This window comes from Listeria sp. MAN/IMW/UF555, assembly GCF_058684075.1.
Genome location: NZ_JBZWZS010000003.1, coordinates 308,601 through 329,955, shown reverse-complemented (window position 1 = coordinate 329,955; position 21,355 = coordinate 308,601). Strand labels below are relative to the sequence as shown.

Sequence of the window (21,355 nt, the reverse complement as noted above, 5' to 3'; positions counted from 1 at the left end):
TTTGAAGTGATTTTATTAATCGATCATAATGACTCATTTACATATAATTTATTCCAATATTTTTTAGAGCTTAAGGAAGATGTGCGGGTAGTTTCTGCTAGAGATTTTTCGCTTCAAGCATTCGACCAATTAGCGCCTGAAATGGTTATTCTTTCACCCGGACCTGGTTCTCCAGATGATTTTCCAGAAAGTTTAGCTCTACTAGACAAAATTCACGTTCCCATTCTCGGAATTTGCCTTGGCCATCAAATGATTGGTCATTTTTTCGGGGCAAAAGTGGTTCAGGCGGACCTTCCTGTTCACGGAAAAACTAGTATTATCTCGCATCACGGTGAAGGATTATTTGCCGGACTTGTTTCGAGATTCTCAGTTGCCCGCTACCATTCTTTAGTCATTGACCCAAATACTGTGCCAGCTGATTTGAAAGTGACCGCTGTAACAGATGATGGAGTTTTAATGGGGTTAGAGCATCTAACAAAAGCGATTTACAGTGTCCAATTTCATCCTGAAGCAATCCTATCTGAAAACGGACACGCAATTTTAGAAAACTTTGTACGACTGGGGAGAGCTGCCAAATGAGTTTATTACGTTTTGATTTTGAAGGTTCGGTAAAGATTTTTGAAAAGCCAATTCGCGAACTGGTGGCACGCGATTTATCGGAAGTACTTCCTATAATGAAAGCGGCCGAAGAAGCCCAAAAATCAGGAAAATACGTTGCTGGTTTTGTTAGTTATGAGGCCGCTCCTGCTTTTCGTAGCAATTTAAAAACCAAACAACCTGCCGAGAACATGCCACTTATCTGGTTTGGTGTATACGATAACTTCACGACTGCACCTACCGAAAACTCAGACACTGCACCACTTTCTTTTAAAATGGATACGGATTACCCGAATTATGCGGAAAAAATAGCACAGATTAAAGCGGAAATTGCTGCTGGAAACACGTACCAAATCAACTACACTGTTCGGCTTCAAAGTGATGTACCAAGTGAGTTTTCTGCCCAAGCCACTTTTGAATCGCTGCAACAAGTTGGAAAAGCAAACTATACAGCGCTACTTGAAACGGATGAATTTCAAATTATCTCAGCTTCACCCGAGCTATTTTTTAAATGGAAGGAAAACATCTTGACGACACGTCCAATGAAAGGCACCATTCGCCGCGGAAGTACGGAACAAGCTGACTTAGAAGCACATGATTGGTTAAAAAATGATCCTAAAAATCGTGCCGAAAATGTGATGATTGTTGATTTACTACGAAATGACCTTGGGATGATTGCAGTGCCCGGTAGCGTAAAAGTGCCTAAATTAATGACTTTAGAACCTTACCCAACAGTGTGGCAAATGACGTCTACTGTTACCGCAGAAACATCTCCGGATACTAGTTTAACCGCAGTTTTCGAGGCGCTTTTCCCTTGTGGTTCAATAACTGGCGCCCCAAAAGCCCGGACAATGGAAATTATTTCAGAGCTAGAAGATTCACCTCGAGGCGTATACTGCGGCGCGATTGGATTCCTAGAACCTAATGGAAATGCGATTTTTAATGTGCCAATCCGAACGATTTCCATTGCAGATAATAAAGCAACTTATGGTGTTGGTGGCGGTATTGTTTGGGATTCTGATGCCGAAAGTGAATTTTCCGAGATTCATGCAAAATCAGCCATTTTAGAAAAAGCAACCAAGTTTTCTTTAATTGAATGTTTACGCCTTGAAAACGGAGCGCTTTCCCGGATAGACTTTCATCTAAAACGGCTTCAAACAAGCGCAAATTTTTTCGGTTTTCCTTTTAATGGTGAAAAAATTGTGGAACTATGGCGGGAAACAGCGCGAAACAATCCAGCTGGAACATATAAATTAAGATTTTTACTCCATCCAAATGGCACGCACCTTTTAGAACTAACCGAAATAAGTACGCAAAATCAGCAAATAACCGCGCAACTGGCAAAAAGTCCCGTCTCAACTGATGATTTATTCCTTTATCATAAAACCACTAATAGATCTGTTTATGAAGACATGAAAAGCACTGAAACCGAGGAGACATTGCTTTGGAATGAGCGAGGCGAGCTAACAGAATTTACTACCGGGAATATAGTTCTAGGCATAAAAGGCTGTTTTTTCACACCACCAGTGAGTTCAGGTCTTCTCCCAGGTACCATGAGAGCAGATTTATTAGCAAAAAACAAAATTTCCGAAAAAACACTAATGAAAAAAGACCTTTTCGAGGCTGACTTTGTGTGGTTAATAAATAGTGTAAGAGGATTTGTAGAAGTAGAAATCAAACAATAATCAACAGGTTTTTTCACAATTAAAAAGTGATTTTCGACAGTATATTTGCCATATTTTCGCCATATTTAGAATTAGTGAAAAAATTACTTGCAAATTTTCACAAACTATATTAGAATATGTGTTCGCACGTCTTTATTTCCGTTTTCCAAGGGAGGAAAATCATGAAAGTATTGTTTCACCATCTTAAAAATTACAAGCTACAAGCAACATTATCTACTTTGTTTGTAGTAGTCATGGTTATCTCACAACTATGGCAACCAAAATTACTTCAGCAAGTCCTAGACGCCATTATGAAAGATAATATGGATGAAATTTCTTCCATAGGCGCACTTCTAATCGGTATCGCCGCAGTTGGCCTTATCGCTGGGATTCTAAACACGATTCTTTCTGCCAAAGTCGCTCAAGGTGTCGGCGCAGATATTCGTGAATCTAGTTTCCGTAAAATCCAAACATTTTCATTTAGTAACATTGAAAAACTTTCGACAGGTAATCTAGTCGTTCGACAAACAAACGATATTACCCAAGTACAAAATTTAGTGATGCTTTCACTACAGTCGCTAACAAGAATTCCGATTATGTTTATCGGGGCATTTATTTTAGCGATGTTTACTCTACCTGAATTATGGTGGGTAATTATTGTGCTTGTTGTACTCGTTGTGCTAATTGTTGTCTTCACATTTGGCTCTATGGGTAAACACTTTGCAATTATCCAGAAGTTAATTGACCGCGTAAATTCTATCGCAAAAGAAAACCTTGCCGGAATGCGTGTTGTTAAATCTTTTGTTCAAGAAGATAACGAAATCGGACGTTTCACAACTGTCAGTGACAAACTAACTCGTCACACTATCATTGTAGGAACTCTTTTTTCTGTCATGATTCCTGCATTTATGCTCGTTTCTAACTTAGCAATTGTTGTTTCTATTTTCTTTGTAGGTGATATGGCTGCTGAAAACCCAGAAGTTATCGGAGCTATCGCATCATTTATGAACTATTTAATGCAAATCATGATGGCAATTATTATCGGCGGTATGCTAATGATGATGGCCTCTCGTGCGCTTATTTCCTTGAAACGTATTACTGAAGTTCTCGAAACAGAACCAGATATTACATACAACGAAAATGCGCCTGAACAAGATTTAGAAGGTACTGTTGAGTTCCGTAACGTTAGTTTCAAATATGATGGTGACGATACACCTGCTCTTAAAGATATTTCTTTTAAAGCAAATGTTGGTGAAATGGTTGGTATTGTTGGCGCAACAGGTTCGGGTAAATCGACTCTTGCCCAGCTAATTCCACGCCTTTACGATCCAACTGAAGGGGAAGTTATTGTTGGTGGTACTAACCTAAAAGACATCAATAAGAAAACACTTCGTAGCACTGTTTCCTTCGTGCTCCAACGCGCAATCCTTTTCTCAGGAACAATCGCAGACAATTTACGTCATGGTAAAAAAGACGCGACAACCGATGAAATGGAACATGCAAGTAAAATAGCACAAGCGAAAGAATTTATTGATAAACAAGCAAAACTATATGAAGCACCTGTTTCCGAGCGTGGAAACAACTTCTCTGGTGGACAAAAACAACGCCTATCCATTACACGTGGAGTTATCGGTTCGCCGAAAGTACTAATTCTTGATGACAGCACAAGTGCCCTTGATGCAAAATCCGAGAAATTAGTCAAAGAAGCACTTAATAAAGAGCTAGACGACACTACTACTTTCATCATTGCACAAAAAATCTCTTCTGTTATTCAAGCAGATAAAATTCTCGTGCTCGATCAAGGTAAACTCGTTGGCGTTGGTTCCCACAAAGAACTTCTTAAAGAAAATGAAACTTACCGTGAAATTTACGACACTCAAAAAGGCAAGGAGGTAACCGCATAATGAAAGAGTTTAAACAAATTAGCCGCTTTTTCTGGCACTATCTGCGGGGTTATAAACCTCAACTTTTTGTCATTTTAATTGCTGTAGTTTTTGCGACATACCTTCAAGTAAAAGCGCCACAATATATTGGTAACGCCGTTCAAGAACTTGGTGATTATGTTGTTCGTTTACTACAAACGGGTGTTGATGACAAGAGTGACTTCATCCATATCATTTGGATGCTGATTCTCTGCTACGTACTGCTCGCTGCTGCCACTTTTATCCAAAGTATCATTATGACAGGGGTAGCTGGTAAATCGACGAACAGAATGCGTATAGGGCTTTTCCGCAAGATGGAAAAACTATCAATCCGTTTCTTCGATAGCCGCAATGATGGCGAAATGCTGAGTCGCTTCACTAGTGACTTGGATAACATTTCTAACACACTCAACCAAGCATTGATTCAAGTGCTATCAAACATTGCATTAATGATTGGTGTCATCATCATGATGTTCCAGCAAAATGTGGAACTAGCCTTTGTTACTTTAATATCTGCTCCATTTGCGATTATTATTGCGACTATAATCATTCGAAAAGCCCGCAAATTCGTTGATATTCAACAAGATGAATTAGGTGTTTTGAACGGCTACATTGACGAAAAAATTTCTGGTCAAAAAATTATTATCACAAATGGCTTAGAAGAAGAAACTATTGAGGGCTTTGTTAAACAAAATAATGTTGTTAAAAACGCAACTTACAAAGGTCAAGTTTACTCCGGTTTACTTTTCCCAATGATGCAAGGTATTTCATTATTAAATACAGCTATCGTTATCTTCTTCGGTGGATGGTTAGCTCTAAACGGCGACCTAGAACGCACAGCCGCTCTTGGTTTAATCGTTATGTTCGTTCAATATTCACAACAATTCTATATGCCACTAACACAAATTTCGTCCCAGTACAGCTTGCTACAACTAGCAATCACTGGTGCGCGTCGTGTTAGTGAAGTATTTGCAGAGGAAGAAGAAGTTGAACGCGAGAACTTACAAACAATTGATGGTATTAATAAAGGTGTTAAACTAGATCATGTTGATTTCGCTTATGACCCTGAAAAACCAGTTCTAAAAGACGTGTCAATTGATGTAAGTAAAGGTAAAATGGTGGCGCTTGTTGGACCAACTGGTTCTGGTAAGACAACTGTTATGAACCTTCTTAACCGCTTCTATAATGTCGATGGAGGCGCGATTCTCTTTGATGATATCGACATCCGCGACATTCGTCTTGATTCTCTTCGTAAACAAGTTGGTATCGTGCTACAAGATTCCGTTCTATTTACGGGAACCATTCGCGATAACATTGTTTTCGGTAAGCCGGAAGCAAGCGACGAGGAAGTGATTAACGCTGCGAAACAAGCTAACATCCATGACTTCATTATGAACCTAGAAAAAGGTTATGAAACAGAAATCAGTGATGAAAACAATATTTTCAGTGTTGGTCAAAAGCAGCTTATGAGTATTGCGAGAACTATTATTACGAACCCTTCTCTTCTAATTCTAGATGAAGCGACAAGTAATGTAGATACCGTAACCGAAAGCCGCATCCAAAAAGCTATGGACAACGTAATCTCCGGTAGAACTAGTTTCGTCATCGCCCACCGTTTAAAAACTATCCTTGATGCCGACCATATCGTCGTACTACATCAAGGTGAAGTGATTGAACAAGGTAACCATGATGAGCTGATGAAGGCGGAAGGATTTTATTCTGAGCTTTATCATAATCAGTTTGTTATTGAGTAAAACTATTCTCACTTGTGTTTTAAACAACAACTGACAAATAAACAAGCAGAAAGCTATGTCGTTTTGTAAATGACATAGCTTTCTGCTTGTTTTATTTTAAATAATGAATCTTTATCCAAACCATTTTCTTTTGTTTAAGATTTTACCTCCCAACTCGCTTATTTGTCGTCATCTTACTAACTTCCTAATCATACATATATAAATATTTACTATCTACTAATCCAAAACTCTGCTTTAACTGTTGTTTTATTCAATTTAATGTCTCCTAAACTTGAGTTGTAGATGTATTCTCTTCTAAACGTTCTTTATTGAATTTTCAACTGTATCAGAAATCCTTTATTCTCAGAAGTTGCGGACAATAAATATATCGTAATATCAGTGGCTCTTTTTTCTTGGGTATAAATAGTTGCGGATTTGTACTCAATAAACTGCACCAATTGATGGAACAAACTTTGTGCCGCTTGATAGCTAAAATTTTTCATGTTCACATCTAATGAAAAATAATTATTTATCTTTTTACCTTCTTTTTGAAATTTCAATTCAAAGCTAGAGATATTATCTTCTTGATACTCAAAAAACGAATTTATTTCAGACCATAAATCAACTTCATATTCACAATTAAGTGATTTTGCTAGATTAAATACATCAGTTTTATTCATGTATAAATACCTTCTTTTATTCGTTTTCAAATTTTTTAGCACCTGACAAATATGATTCTAAACTAAGACTACATCCTCTGTTAGCATCGGGGATATTTTCTCTATAGCCCTGGACACATCGTAATCATCGCTTTATAAGTTGTCACTACTTGTGGTTAGTGCTGCGCCTCATCAACTTTGTAAGCCTAAATTTGATATGTTTGGATTATACTTTTTAAAATATTCTTCTTCTCATTTAATAGTAAAACCAGAACCTCTTCTGTTAAAAACAGAGCCTTCCTTAACATAAACTCCTCGGGAATTCTGTATTTCTCTTTGAATTGTAAATTTTTATAAGTTAAAATCTTTAATTCATCATAAATTAGTATATTCTTTTTATTTGTTGCTATAAAGCCTTCAATTGCATTATTATCCAACAACTCTACTCTATTTTGTGTTTCGTCACCATAATATATCCTACCTTTTTCATCTCTAAAGACCTTTTCATCTTGAGAATTACCTATTAAAAATTGCTTATCCGTTTTACTAATTACTCGCATCTTAATGATTTTGGCTTTCTCAAACGATAAGGTATACTCCACCAAGTCCTCTTTCAAAATAAAATTGTCCCCATCCACAAAATAATAATTATCGAATATCATCGTATCTGTATCTATGTTTTTTACTGTATGATTTAATAAATTCACAACATACAGCTTTTCATTTTCTGCATCGAAAATAACAACGAAATTATTCAAAAGTGATGTATAAAATTGATAAATCATGAGGTTTTCATCAATTTTAATATTACATTTTCTATTACATTCTTTGTCATACACAACTATCCCAGTATAGTTGTCATTGATAATTAAATAATCCTTTGTAGCTCCTATCTCATAAATATCATTCTCGGTAATAGTAATAGATTTTTTTATTAGCATATTATTTCCTCATTTCGGTAATCTCTTGGTTGAATCTGCTATTAGTTTAACAATTTAATAGAGGTTATACATTTCTTTGTTTTTTACCCTCAAGGACTATTATTTCATTTAATTACATGAATATGCTATTTAACTAAATATACTTTAAACGAACGAGGTTTCCCCTCAACAACTGTTTGAGTTACACCTTTTTCCCAAAAAGGTAAAATATCTTCTTTAAAAATTTCCATTACAATTTCTTTGGACTCAGTATCTTTTTTTAAGAAATCTGTATAATCTTTAATTATAATACAAAAACATGGATTATCAATCCAACTTAAATCAGTCATCCAGTCTGTAAATGAATCCCACCCAGTACTATCAGGTAATAAAAATTTTTCCGTCATTAATTCAAGAAAACTTTTTTTGGTTTGAATATTACCTCCCTGGATATTAACAATATAGCACTCATTCTCTTTTGCGTTCTTCTCTAACTCTAAAATATCTATTGTATTTACTCTTGAAATTTCATTTTTTATCATAGATACTCCCTCTATTTAAGGCGTTCCACTGTACTATTGGCATTTCAGCTTCGTTATTCTCGTATTAGGAATCAACACATTTCCAAGCAGTCCTTTATAGGCATTTCCTTCTGGATTTCTTTCCGCCTCTTTTTTTACATTCTCATCTAAATAAGCATAAAATGTTTTAAAATCTAAGTAAGCTATTTGGTCAATCTCTACAGCTGGGAATCCTAATTCGACTAAAACATGTTTATCATCTAACGGTCTTGGTAATTGCGCTATATCATAATCATCTAAGTCGTTTTTAAAGGAAATAAAAACTATTTCTTGTCCGTATCCTTCTTTTTCTTTAAAAGCAGACAAAGCCTTTTTCAAATATCTTCCACTTATTATTGAAAAATACGTTAACATAAGTTGATCTATACTTTTCTTGTCTTCTAAAAGTTGAAATTCATTTTGCATAATATCACTATCCAATCATTCACTTTTGTCGGCATATCACTTTTTACTTTGCCGTTTCTTTTCTCAATATTCGAAAACAAATCCTTCGCGTCTTGAAAAAGCTGACTCTGCTTATTGCTTGAAAATAAAACTAATAGTCAACTGTTGAAAGATAATAAAAAAGAAAATCCACAATGTAGTTAATATTCAAAGTGGATTTTTAATCATACATATAATCATTCATCCGATTGCAAAAGCCGTTTCCTAATTGAACGAGCCTTCAACCTCTTAAACTCCCACAAGTATACTCCACAGAGAAAATTCGCCCTATAGGTTCACTTATGAAAGTTTATCTAAGAGAATCTCTCTTTTCAATGAGACTACATTTTCGAACTGTAATCATTTCTTAGTAACTACTAATTTACATCAATTACTTGTATTCCTTTAACCTGAGCACAGTCATTAATCTCTTTGATTAAATTGTTTCTATAAACTGATCTTGCTCTATGTATTTCTCTTTCACCATCTGTATCTATATATTCCGGAAATAAAATAAAATTGGTTTGATCCATTTTTTTTTATTATATATTCATTTCCTTCAAATTCTCCACATCTGATATGATATGAAGTTATAAAAGACATTATATCTTCATATAATTCCTGTGTATTAATTTCTGCCTGCAAAAATCCTTCTAAAACATCCATAATAATCTCACCTTTCCATTTTACTGGATAAGATGATAACATACCTCCATCTTCTGATAATACAACTTTAATTAAGTTTTCTGCCTTGATTCCTATAGTTTTTCTAGCGTCAACTATTACAGAATAATTTTGTTACAAGTCCTCTTCCGCACGATTACATTCTACACTTATTTTAATAACAGGTTCTATCCATGCCAACAAATTGTATAAACACAATCTTATATTTTCTTATAAACTATAGAGTATATAAAATTCTCTCCAAATCTTTCATAATAAGATTCTAAATAATCTTTTGCTTTTTCCTCTGAAAGCCTCATGCCCTCTTCAGTTTTTTCTGCATTAATATACCAATTATCATATGTTACTTCAATACTATCATTCAATAGTTGATACACATCTCCGCCTAATATTATATATCCATTTCTCGTTAAAATATTGATTACCTGCACGATATCACTATAATGCCAAGCAACTTCACTAGCACCCACACTATCTTCTAAATTAATTTTTTTAGACCATGTGGATTTTGGAATGATTTTTTGGATAGCTTTCAAATGATTACTATTCATATCAATTTCCTCTTTCTATTATTTAAGGCACTTTATCACTTAATTAGTAATTAAATGATAAAGTGCCTTTTTTGAAGTTGTAAAGCTTTAGACACTTTCTTTAATATTAGACCCACTTGAATCCCATTTACATTTATTTACTTATTTATTCTCATATATCTCCATGAGTCTTCTATTTCATATTTAAATAAGATTTTACCAGATTTTTAGATGCTGGAATTAATTCTTCTTTAATTTCAACATACTTACCATCCACGCCTGTATATAAACATTCATCGCAAAATTTGATAATTGGATCACTCTCTCCAGCAATAACGGTTAAACGCATGTTACTTTCAGAGCAAACTGGGCATACTTCATCAATCATATATGCACTCAGTGCCCATATTAATGCTGCAACTTGGTTGCAAATATCTTCTCGGTTTTCTTCGACTTTTGTTTTATAAAAAAATATACCTGCTTCTAGATTATCATCTGAATGACCTAGAATAAAATCTTGAGATTTAAATCTTCTAATTGATTTTAAGTAATCTAATGATGTGTATTTCTGAAATTCAGATTCGTATTTATTCACAAATTGAATAAGATTATCAAAAAAATTATTTAACTTATTTTTATCAAAATCATCATAGATTTTTATAATATCTGTATTCATAATAACCTCCTATGGTTTTGGAATCGGAAAAGTTGTAATAACATTTCCAGCTTTATCTGTTATCACTTTTAACCATGTTGTCTTTTCTCCGCCTAAACTAGGTTTGACAGTCCCAATACTTTCACTAATATCTACTACTCTTTCAAATCTACCTTCACCTAAATTAACTACAGTTGTATTTACCGTTTTTTTGGATTGCAATATAGCCTTTAACTCCAATTCAGATATTGAGAATTGTCCAGCATTTTTTAATGGATCAAAATGTCTATCTCTAACATGTTTCATTCCAGCATTATTAGACGGACTAAATCTTGTTGGATTTTCAGCCAAATTAATTCTAGATTGAACAATTCCCACATGTGGTTTTGGAGTATCCAACTTACTGACTTCCTTAGTCACAGCCTTAGAAACCAGTTTTGTGCCACCTTTTCCTCCAACTTTGACTAAAAATCCAGTAATTAATAGTTCTTCTGGACCCGGTATGACAAGCATAAGTGCATAAGTGCTCCATTCACCTATTTTCTCAGAAACTTCTGCGCTTTTTTCCTTATCAATATTTCCGTTAGCATCGAAGGCCCATGCTTCATCCGGTCTTGGATAGCCCGCTTTGTAGTCGTAGGTTGGATCGCTATAGCCTTTCTTTTGACTTTCTAAGAATTCTTGGTTTTTACATAAGGCTTCTTTGGCTGCGGCTTTTCGATCCGCTTTTTCTTTTTTTGCTTTAGCTGCCGCTTCTTTACCTGCGGCTATTATTGCATTGGCTTTTTTGCCGACTGTTTTGATTTTGCTGGTAGCTTTATTTACTGCTTTGGTTCCGGCTTTTTTGTAGACCTTTTTGACTGTTTTTCGAGCTTGTTTAATTGACTTCTTAGCTGCCTTCTTGAATTTCGCCACTGTTTTTTGGACTTTTTTGGTGGTTTTCTTCACGGCGCGTTTTACTTTTTTGACGGTTTTTTTGATGACTTTTTTTTTGACTTTTTGGGTTGCTTTTTAAAGCCATTTTGAGATGTGCTTGTATTAAGAATCAACGTAATGCATTTTTTTATTTGAATCTTAATTTAAAAAAGTATTACTTTATACGCATTTAAGAGAGCTCTTTCAAGCTCTCTTAAATGAGTCATCATGCACTAACAGTTAACGTTTTGTTAGCTATCGGTAACTTGATTAGTGAGTCTCTCCTTGCTGGTCAAGGTTTTACTATCCGACTCCAATCAGATAGTAAATTGCCTTTTTTATTTAGTTATACTTACCATTTGCATATCGCCTGTTTTCAAGTTAACTTTAAACCTTCTTCCTGAAAAATCTGTTACAAATAAATGATTACTTTCATCTACATACATAAGAACAATGGGTGAACAAGTAAATTCAAGGTTATCTTTAGGAGGGAAATTCTTAATTTGCCAAACAATATTTCCCATTTTATCTATCGCGTAAACATTATTATCCTCACCTTCTATATACTCTGATGAATTCATGATAATTGCTAATCTTACAAATACATACTCATCATTTTGTTTAATTTCATCAATTTTCTTTGGGAATTTGATTTTTTTACCTGAAATTTCTAACTCATTATCTTTATATTGCATTGTTATTCTCCGCTCCAATCTATAATTTTCCCTATTTCTTTAAACTCACCAATTTTTTGTTGCATCATATCGAATTGGAATCCACCGCCTTTGCTTCCAAATATTGGATTAACTTCCCCTGCTCTAATAGTACTACCTTTAGGTAACGTAACTTCTCCAATATATTTAGGTAGTTGAGGCAACGCAAATTTTTCTTTTATTTGTAAAGGGGTTAATCCTTTAATATCTTCAGCTCGCATGACCCAGCCTCCATACAACCCACTGTCCACACCATCATATACCCTAACAAATTTGGTGTCTTCTAAGAGTTTTATTTCCTGGACAACAGTTTTAGGAGTGTACGGCGGGTGCTCGTATCCTTGCTTTTTCCACCAGGTATTAACAGTCTCAGCTGATTCGTATTTATTGACCTTTACTTTATTTTTTATACTTCCTAATTGATTATCTAAATACTCAAAACCCTTAGCTCCCTTAGTTACAGCCTTAGGAAACAGTTTCGAAGCAAACTTCCCTCCAACTTTAACTACAATTGTCCCTGCAACCTTACCCATTATTATTTCTCCTGGCCCTGGGATAGCCATAGCTGCAATAGAGTTCCAAAAGTTTAGTTGTTCAGAAACTTCTGCGCTTTTTTCTTTATCAATATTTCCATTCGCATCAAAAGCCCATACTTCACCTGTTCTTGGATAACCGGCTTTGTAGTCGTAGGTTGGATCGCTGTAGCCTTTCTTTTGACTTTCTAAGAATTCTTGGTTTTTACATAAGGCTTCTTTGGCTGCGGCTTTTCGATCCGCTTTTTCTTTTTTTGCTTTAGCTGCCGCTTCTTTACCTGCGGCTATTATTGCATTGGCTTTTTTGCCGACTGTTTTGATTTTGCTAGTAGCTTTATTTATTACTTTGGTTCCGGCTTTTTTGACGGTTTTAACAACTTTTTTAGTAGTTTTCTTGATTTTATTTACTTTTTTCACGACAGTCTGTTTGGCTTTTTTATAGACCTTCTTGACTGTTTTTCGAGCTTGCTTAATCGATTTCTTAGCTGCCTTCTTGAATTTCGTCACTGTTTTTTGGACTTTTTTGGTTACTTTTTTGACGGCGCGTTTGATTTTTTTGGTGGTTTTCTTGATGGCTTTTTTGACTTTTTTCACGGCGCGTTTTACTTTTTTGACGGTTTTTTTGATGACTTTTTTGACTTTTTTGATGCCTTTGCTTACTTTTTTCGCGGCTTTTTTGACTTTTTTGGTTGCTTTTTTAAGCCATTTTGGTATGTTTCCGCTTGGGTCGCTGAATGACATTGGGTTATTGACGCCGTAGATGTAGCGGTTTTGGCTACGTGGGTCGTCTAGGGATCCTCTGTAGCTATCGACTTGTTGGAAACGACCGGTGTTTGTGTCATAATTTCGGGCACGCAAGTTTTGTGATTCGCTTGTGTCGTGCATTTGCGCGCGATAACCGATTTGATTCGCAACTGGGGCTGTCGCAAGTGCGGTACCATAGTCGGTGTAATCATAGTCGGTACTTGTTTCGCCGTCAGTTGTTGTTGTGATGTCGGTTAGGCCGTTTTCGTGATAGCTTTCTTCTTCGGTACCGATTATTTGATTGTCGTCACCAAAACGGAAAGCGGTCTTGGTGGTGCTTGTTTCGCCGTCGTCTTCTGTCGTCTCGTTAAGCTGAGCGACTTGGGTGTATTCTTGCGTTAAATCGTTGACATAGCGAATGGTATTTACCGTTTGATAGCCAACTGTTTGAGTCATTTTCGTGGTGCGCTGACTGGTTTTGCTTCCGCTGCTATCGCTTGCTTTAAGCTCGGTTTTCCCTTGCATGCCATCTTTAGTCACTTTTTGCGTACTTGCTTCTGCATACGCTGAGCAACCTTTAGAAGTTTCATTGGCGCGAGTTTCTAATTGTGCCGCTAGTGTTTCTGTTTTGCCTTTTTGACTATCTTTGTCGTATTCTGTAATCCATTCACTGAGCGACCCTTTGAAGGACTTAGTTTTGTCTGTAATGGTTTGTTTGCCTATGCGATTACCAAATGCGTCATATGTGTATGTCGTCTGATTGCCTTCGTTGTCAGCGGATTGAATCAGTTGGTTTTCGCCATTGTACGTGTATGTTTCTACTTTACCACTTCGTAAGGCTTTTTTGGTAATGTTACCGTTTTTGTCGTACGTGTAGGTTGTGTCTTTATCACCATCTGCTTTAATCATGGTGAGCGCGTTGTCATCGTCGTAATGATAGTTTTCCGTGGTTTTCTTACCGTTTTTATTACGTAAAAGTTTACTTCGGTTGCCGTTAGCATCATAGATATACGTAATTTTTTCGGTAGTTTTTCCTTTAGTTATTGTTGTTTCCATCAGCTGGTCATCGGCATCATAGGTGTGGCTCTTGGTTTGTTTTTCGCCACTTTGATTGATGGTTTCTTTGGCTACGTTACCGTTTTCGTCGTAGTTGTAGTCAAATGACGCGATGGTTTCTCCGGCTTTATTTTTGGTGATGACTTGCTCGGTTTCGCCAGTTGCTGTGTATTTATAGCTAGTCGTTGTGCCATTGCTGTAATGAATGCTCAGTGGCAGGCCGTTCGCATCATACGTGTAGCTGGTTTTTTTACCGTCTGATTCGATGACATCGGTTAGCAGGTTGGCGTCATTGTAGCGGTAAGATACGCGGGTGTTATCTGGATAAATGAGCGCGGTTTTGCGGCCGATTGTATCATATTCGTATTTCAACGTTTCGCCGTTTGCATCTTTGACTGATAGTACGTCACCGAATTTATTGTAGGTAAACTTGGATGTTCCGTCTTTTGATGTGGCGGTTTTTACGTCGTCATTACTGTCATAAGTGTATTTGTAGCTGCCACCATCAAATTGTTGCTCGACTAAATTGTTTAATTCATCGTATTTGAAAGTTGTTTTTTCACCATCTGGCTTAGTTTTAGACTTCAAAGAACCATCTAATTGGTATTCGTATTTTTCGGTTTTGCCTTCTGGTGTTACTTCTTTGACGAGGTCACTGCGATCGTTGTAGCTATATTTTGTGACAAAACCTTTGGCGTCTTTGATTTCCTTGACGTTATCTACTTTGTCGTAACTGTAAGTTGATTTTTGTCCTAATCGGTTTTGTGCTGCTGTCATGCGATCTAGTGCGTCGTATTCGAAGCGTTCTTTATTGCCTTTTGCGTCTGTTGTTTCGCTAAGATTCTCGTTGCCATCGTAGGCCATTTTTGTTGTGTGACCTTTGGCATCTGTAATAGAAGTTAGCAGGTTACGTGCATCATATTGGTATTTAGTTATTGCGTTTGTTGGGTCTTTTATGCTGATAACTTGGTCGTTTTTATTGTAACGATACTCTGTGCTTGCTGCGAGTGGGTCGATTTCTTTGGTCATATTGCCTTTTTTGTCGTAGGTGTATTTGTAGACTTGGTTACCTGGATCAATCATGGAGGTAACGTTGCCGACTTTGTCATACTGAATTTTAGTATCATTGCCACGAACATCTCGCATTGTAGTAACACGGTCTAGTTTATCGTACGTATAGCCGACCGCAAGTTTATTTGGATACGTAATTTGCGTCATGCGCTGGGTATCGTCATATGTGTAGCGCGTGATTCGACCTTGAATATCTTTTTTCGTCGTTTGCTGACCCAATTTGTCATACGTATAGCTGGCAATCGCCTTTTTCTGCTGATTATCACTTTCTTCAATAAGGTCGCCGTATTCGTTATATTTGTAGCTTTGTTTATAACCAATCGGGTCCGTTTCAGATAAAAGTTGATCGTCTTTATCATAACTATAAGTTGTCGCATTGCCATTTGCATCTATTTCTTTGGTCACATTACCACGTAGATCATATTTAAATTTCGATGTGGTACCATAAGGCTCTTTGACTGTCAAAATGTTATCTGCGTTATCATACGTGTATTTCGTTGTGTTTCCGCGCTTATCTGTTTCAGCGATAAGGCGTCCCGCTGCGTCATAGCTGTTCAGGAGTTTGAATCCTGCTGCATCTATTTCGGTTGTTAGGCGTCCTAATTGGTCATAGCCGAATTGTGTTTTATTTCCTTCTGCATCTGTCTGGCTTGTGACTAAACCTGTTGCGTCAAAAGTTTGTTTTGTTATGCCGCCATTCTCATCGGTAACTGCTGTGACATTGCCATTTGCATCGTAAGTTACGCTAGATTTAGCGCCTGCTGGATTCGTTGTCGTAATCAGCTCATCGTTGCCATTGTATTGATAGCTTGTTGTTTCGCCTAGCGGGTTTGTTTCTGACAACAAATTACCTTCTGCATCGTATTTATAAGTGTATTTCCCAGTATTTGGTAAAACTTCCGAGGTAATATCGCCACGTTTGTTATAGTCGATGCTTTGCGCCTTACCTGTTGGGTTTTGTTGCTTCACTAAGCGGTTGGCTGCATCATATTCGTAGCTCGTTTTATTGCCTCGCATGTCGGTTTTACTGCTGACATTGCCGAATGTGTCATAGGTGTAGGATTCAGTGCGACCTTTACGATCGGCAATACGGGTCACATCACCAGTTGCGTTGTATGTGTAGCTCTCTTTTTGACCTGTATTGTCTTGTTGTTCTAGCAGTCTGTCCATTTTGTCATAAGTGTACGTTGCTTTTGTGCCATCTGGTTTTTTTTGTTCGATGATACGGTCCGCCTTATCGTAACTGTAGGTTGTTTTTCGACCGAGTGGATCAGTACTTGTTGTCAAATTGCCACGCTTATCGTAGTCATATGTTGTTTCGTTACCTAGGGCATCAATGATTTTAGACACTTCGCCTGTTTTTGCGTAACGATAGCTTGTTTCGTTACCGTATGGATCTATTTCTTTGATTAAATCGCCGTTTTTGTTATAGCGATATTGAGTGATATCGTTTGTTGATGAAATTTCCGTTTCGACTAAATGAAGCGCATTATAGGTATATTTTGTGGTATTACCTTCTGCGTCCGTTTGGCGAATCATATTACCAGCGTTATCATACGCCATTGTTATAGTATGACCATTTCCGTCCGTAATTTTCGTGACATTGCCGTCTGCATCATATACATAGTGGGTTTTTTCGCCAAGTTCGTCGGTTTCGATTTCTATTTGATCCACTTTATCAAAACTATAGCGCTTTACGCCGCCAGCTGCATCTTCTTCTGAGGTCACACTACCATTTTCATCGTAGCTGTATGTCGAAACACGGCCGGATTCTTTTAATTTTGTTGTGTTTCCGTTCGCATCAAATTCATACGTCTGAACGTTACCAGCCTGATCGACAAAACGTGTAATATTGTCCATTGCATCATAGCTAAACTCTTCTGTTGTCCCGTCTGGATAGGTGATTTTCGTGACATTGCCGTCTGCATCATAGGCATAGCTTGTCTTGTTACCAAGTGGGTCTGTTTCTTGTGTCTTATAGCCTGATTTTGCATCATATAGATAGCTTGTTTTTTGACCATCTTCGGTTTCTTCGGATAATTTTTGACCAAGTGCATCATAGCGATACGTAATGACCGAGCCGTCTGCCGCAATCGCTTCTATCATCCGATTTTGCGAGTCATACTTAAATTCCTCCGTGTTACCGAGTGGGTCTGTTTCGCTAATTTTATTGCCATTTCCGTCATATTTATACTTTGTAACGCCGCCTAGTGGATTCGTTTCCTCACTCAAACGACCAAAAGCATCATATTCAAAAGTAGTGCTATTCCCGTTCTCATCGGTTTCGCTTGTCTTATTACCATTTGAATCATAGGAATATGTTGTCGCTGCTCCATTTGCATTCCATTCGCGCACTAGCTCACCGCGCGCATTTCGTTCATACTTTTCCGACTTACCATTTGCATCTGTAATGCTACTCAACATCGACAAATTATCATAGGCGTAGGTTGTCTCATTACCGCGGCCGTCCGTTACTTTTGTCGGATTTCCTTTCGCATCATAAGCGGTCTTTGTTACCGCGCCATTTGCATCAGTCTCTGTAACCACCTGACCATCTGCATTATGCGTAAATTTCTTCACACCACCGTTTGGCTCCGTTATTTGTACGACATTTCCATTAGAATCATAGGTATAGCTCGTTACGCCTCCACGGCTATCCGTCACGCGTATCAATTGGTTTTTCGCGTCAAATTCGTTCGTTTCTGTTGTCCCATCTGGATATACGGTTTTTGTTAGATTTCCGTTTGCATCATTTTCAAAAGTTGTCGTGTTTCCCAATTGGTCTATAGAAGCGACTAATTGGTGTTTATCGTCATATTTATTTTCAGTCGTTGTATCATCGGCATACTCAATCTTCGTGGTTTGGAAGCGCTCATTAAAATAAACCACTTTCTTATTACCGTTGAAGTCTGTTGTCGTTGTTTTACCTTTCTCATATTTCAGTGTGGCAGTATTGCCTTCTCCGTCCGTTTGTTCCGTCACACGACCATCCGCATCAAATGTATTTTTAATCAATAATTTTCCGTTATGGTCTTTATACGATGTCATATGATGTTCTGAATCATACTGATATGTAATCACTTTTCCAGTTTGATCCACTAGTTTTGTCAGATTTCCATCGTCATCATATGAATAAGCCAATTTCCCGCCATCAGGCAACACAATTTCTTTCAAGTGCCCATCTGCATCCCACGTATACTGCAACACCTTCCCAGAGCCAGTGGCCATTTTCACCAATTCACCATCAGCATTGTACGTATAGTTCGTTGCATTTCCGTCCTTACTTGTCACTTTTAAAAGTAGGCCGTTTGCAGCGAAAAGAGAGATTTTGCCTGTTTTTGAATCCACAATCTCAAATTCACGCGCGCCGTTTTTATTCACTTTTTTTGTAAGTGCTAGGGGCTCATCTTCTTCTATTTCAAAAGTTCCATCCGGCTGCTTCTCAAAAAACACACTTCCGCCATCTGAGCGGGCCAACATAACGGTGCCGTCTTCTAAGAAACCTAGCTGATCAGCTAAATTAAAGGTCCAATTCCGTCCGATTGGGCTATCTTTGCCTTGTGCCATCGAATTATAAGTCCGCGTAATCGTCTGTTCCTCATCGAAGTCAAACCATTTCGCATCTTCCATGTTATAAAGCAAGTTCCCACTATCAAAATTAATTGGTTCATATCCGAATGTACAATGCTTGCCACGCCCTATAGCAAGCGCATCAAGCCGCATTTTCTCCGCTGTATCATAATTTCCCGGTTGGTAGGCTTTACCAGCATTCTTTTGCGGATTCCGAATAAACACGACGTTTCCTTGAACGAGCAATTCATCCTTCATATTATTATCCAGCATAAACTGCGACCGTTTATTTGCAATCCCGTAGAATTTCAAAAGACGAGGCAACGAGTCTAGACCTGTCACTTTATAAATCTGAAACGTATCGTATTTCTTACTTACAGATTCGGTTCCATCTTTAATCTCCGCTTCTACTTGATACAAATGATTTTCTTTCAAAGCGCCTTTTAAAAGTAGCGTGTTAGTCTGCCAGTTACTCATTAACTCACGGTATTCCTGTGTTTCACTACTTAGCTTCGGATAGTTCGGGAATAAATAATCTCGACCAATTGATGGATCCGTTCCGCTAAATGCTACCTTGTTTTTATCCGATGTATCGATAATTTTATAATTAATTTTCGCATCTGGGCGACCAACGCCGTCCATTCCAAGCGCTGTAAAATCCAATTTCCCATCATTATTCGCACTTACAAACGGACGCAAATAAAGCTTTGTATCTTTCAGTGGCATGTCCGCATCAATCGGCGGACGCTCACGGTGTTTAAATACCACATACGGCGACTCGCTCGTCACCCCAGACTTAGGCGCAGCAAATACATCAGCCTGCGAATATGGTAGTTCAAATCCATTCACTTTTGCTGTTTTCACAATCACACCATTGTTTTTACCGCCATTCACCCAGTCCTTCGCAACATTTGTAATATCAAAAGAAACTCGGCGATTCGCATCATCAATTTTTCCAATATACGTTTCTTTTCCGTCTACATTTGCAGGCGGACCATACGGAAAACCAAGATTTTTAAATTTACCATATGTTAAATCGGCAATATTACCAACATCTTTCGTAATTCCATGCACTTCAAATAAACGTTTCACAACGCTTCCTTTACTATCTTTTGCCCGGTCTCCCCAAAAGCCTTCCGTACCGCTTCTAAAAAGAGACAACTCTGCCGATTCAATTTCACGGTTTGTGCCAATTTTTTTAATCTCGCTATCTGGCACTTTTACAACACCATAGGTAATAAAATGTGCTGCTCCAAGTGTCCCCGAGTTATTCCCATCATCGTAACCAATATACATGTATGGTTGGAAAGAATACGCCACATCATCCCGATATTGACGTAAACTAGTAGCTTGAATTCCATTTGTAATTTTTGTGCTCACAAAAGAAACAGCCACCTTGGCCAAATTACCTTTAAGGTTGGTCGTATTAAACTTCGCGACCTGCAACTGATACCCGGTTTCCGTCTTCACCGTTTTCGCGGTTAACGTATCCAGAATCGAGCCCGTCTCATCTTCTAAAACTGGACTTGGAATCGCGCCAATCAAATCTTCGCCACGATAAATTAATGTTGCCGCGCGCTTTGCATCGTCTTTCAAGGTCACGTCACTTGGAACCGTCAAATCAAATGTAACCTGTTGTTCCGTATCGTCTCCCGCCTTAACATACTGCCCGAGCTCCATACCAAAACTATCAGCTTGCAACGTGAACGGCTCCGCTTTATCATCTTCACTCGCATACATGATTCGGTTATCCTTGGCTACAACCTGAGCCAAATCAGCCTCACCACTCGGACGAACAGCCACATTCGCGCCGTCTAAGCTAAGTGTTGGCATCGCATCTTCCGTCACCACTTTTGGCGTCGTAATCTCTTTCGCCGTCTCACTTGCAGCCCAAGTCTTCTCGCCATCTTTCACTAGCGTTGTATCAAAGTCCGTCCACTTGCCCGCATCATCCTTGAAATGCACAGGCTCTGTAAAATAATACGTCTCTCCCTCACCCGTATTTTCATTTACAAAAGTTTTCGTATTCTCCGTCCGTTCCGAAACAACCTCCGTCATGCCAGCAGCTGATGCATCTTCTGCTAAAGTATCTGTCACATTCGGCGTCTCTGCCTCAAACAAACGAACAGCATCCGCATTCTTATCACTTAAATCCTCATCAAGCGTTGTATCTTTCGGTGTACTCTTATCCTTTAATTGCTCCTGCGCATCCTCAGTTAAGTCCTCCACAGTCACTTTATCTTGCGTGGAAAGTTGCTTTCCGTAATAATTTCCAAACTCACTCTCAACATTTACCGCTCCTTGCACAAATTGCCACGGTAACAGTGGAAATAAAAGTAACGTCACCAGTAAAATTTTTATGCCCTTTTTCATATGTAATCCCCG

The 21,355-nt window shown here is 37.7% G+C and carries 14 protein-coding genes; 4 read left to right on the top strand and 10 right to left on the bottom strand.

Features of this window, described 5'->3' with window-relative positions:
• The first annotated feature begins 6 nt into the window (after window positions 1–6).
• The 4 genes from AC4PG8_RS11350 to AC4PG8_RS11335 all read left to right on the top strand — a co-directional run bounded on the left by AC4PG8_RS11350 (window position 7) and on the right by AC4PG8_RS11335 (window position 5,937).
• Complete coding sequence (locus tag AC4PG8_RS11350) at window positions 7–579, top strand: anthranilate synthase component II (protein ID WP_492170381.1); 573 nt, start codon at window positions 7–9, stop codon at window positions 577–579.
• The gene (gene pabB / locus AC4PG8_RS11345; RefSeq protein WP_492170380.1) at window positions 576–2,282 is read left to right on the top strand and encodes an aminodeoxychorismate synthase component I; all 1,707 of its coding nucleotides are present in this window, start codon (window positions 576–578) and stop codon (window positions 2,280–2,282) included. The genes AC4PG8_RS11350 and pabB overlap by 4 nt, the downstream gene beginning before the upstream one ends.
• A 161-nt stretch (window positions 2,283–2,443) precedes the next feature.
• On the top strand, window positions 2,444–4,165 hold the full coding sequence (locus AC4PG8_RS11340; RefSeq protein ID WP_045552762.1) for an ABC transporter ATP-binding protein: 1,722 nt from the start codon (window positions 2,444–2,446) through the stop codon (window positions 4,163–4,165).
• Window positions 4,165–5,937, top strand: coding sequence for an ABC transporter ATP-binding protein (locus AC4PG8_RS11335; protein ID WP_045552761.1), 1,773 nt, complete (start codon window positions 4,165–4,167; stop codon window positions 5,935–5,937). Before AC4PG8_RS11340 ends, AC4PG8_RS11335 begins: the two co-directional genes overlap by 1 nt.
• 305 nt (window positions 5,938–6,242) lie before the next feature.
• On the opposite strand, the gene AC4PG8_RS11330 is transcribed toward AC4PG8_RS11335, so the two are convergent.
• The 10 genes from AC4PG8_RS11330 to AC4PG8_RS11285 all read right to left on the bottom strand — a co-directional run bounded on the left by AC4PG8_RS11330 (window position 6,243) and on the right by AC4PG8_RS11285 (window position 21,343).
• Window positions 6,243–6,596 (bottom strand): hypothetical protein, encoded by a 354-nt coding sequence (locus AC4PG8_RS11330; protein WP_492170379.1) that lies wholly within the window; start codon window positions 6,594–6,596, stop codon window positions 6,243–6,245.
• Between the two features lie 185 nt (window positions 6,597–6,781).
• Window positions 6,782–7,516, bottom strand: coding sequence for a hypothetical protein (locus AC4PG8_RS11325; RefSeq protein ID WP_003739944.1), 735 nt, complete (start codon window positions 7,514–7,516; stop codon window positions 6,782–6,784).
• A 125-nt stretch (window positions 7,517–7,641) separates the two neighbouring features.
• A complete protein-coding gene (locus tag AC4PG8_RS11320) occupies window positions 7,642–8,037 on the bottom strand; it encodes a barstar family protein (RefSeq protein ID WP_160464625.1) in 396 nt (131 codons plus the stop codon).
• 33 nt (window positions 8,038–8,070) lie between these two features.
• Window positions 8,071–8,481 (bottom strand): ribonuclease toxin immunity protein CdiI, encoded by a 411-nt coding sequence (gene cdiI, locus AC4PG8_RS11315; protein ID WP_228465965.1) that lies wholly within the window; start codon window positions 8,479–8,481, stop codon window positions 8,071–8,073.
• Between the two features lie 498 nt (window positions 8,482–8,979).
• Window positions 8,980–9,165 carry a hypothetical protein gene (locus AC4PG8_RS11310; RefSeq protein ID WP_260502444.1) on the bottom strand — a complete coding sequence of 62 codons (186 nt, stop codon included), beginning with the start codon at window positions 9,163–9,165 and terminating at the stop codon, window positions 8,980–8,982.
• A 218-nt stretch (window positions 9,166–9,383) separates the two neighbouring features.
• On the bottom strand, window positions 9,384–9,734 hold the full coding sequence (imm40, locus tag AC4PG8_RS11305) for an Imm40 family immunity protein (RefSeq protein WP_160464626.1): 351 nt from the start codon (window positions 9,732–9,734) through the stop codon (window positions 9,384–9,386).
• A 172-nt stretch (window positions 9,735–9,906) separates the two neighbouring features.
• Window positions 9,907–10,389, bottom strand: coding sequence for a hypothetical protein (locus tag AC4PG8_RS11300; RefSeq protein WP_070212488.1), 483 nt, complete (start codon window positions 10,387–10,389; stop codon window positions 9,907–9,909).
• Between the two features lie 9 nt (window positions 10,390–10,398).
• Window positions 10,399–11,316, bottom strand: a complete 918-nt coding sequence (locus tag AC4PG8_RS11295) for a hypothetical protein (protein ID WP_225903283.1) — start codon at window positions 11,314–11,316, stop codon at window positions 10,399–10,401.
• Window positions 11,317–11,621: 305 nt separating this feature from the next.
• On the bottom strand, window positions 11,622–11,978 hold the full coding sequence (locus tag AC4PG8_RS11290; protein WP_160464627.1) for a DUF7957 family protein: 357 nt from the start codon (window positions 11,976–11,978) through the stop codon (window positions 11,622–11,624).
• A 2-nt stretch (window positions 11,979–11,980) separates the two neighbouring features.
• Window positions 11,981–21,343, bottom strand: coding sequence for an RHS repeat-associated core domain-containing protein (locus AC4PG8_RS11285; protein WP_492170378.1), 9,363 nt, complete (start codon window positions 21,341–21,343; stop codon window positions 11,981–11,983).
• Window positions 21,344–21,355: the final 12 nt, after the last annotated feature.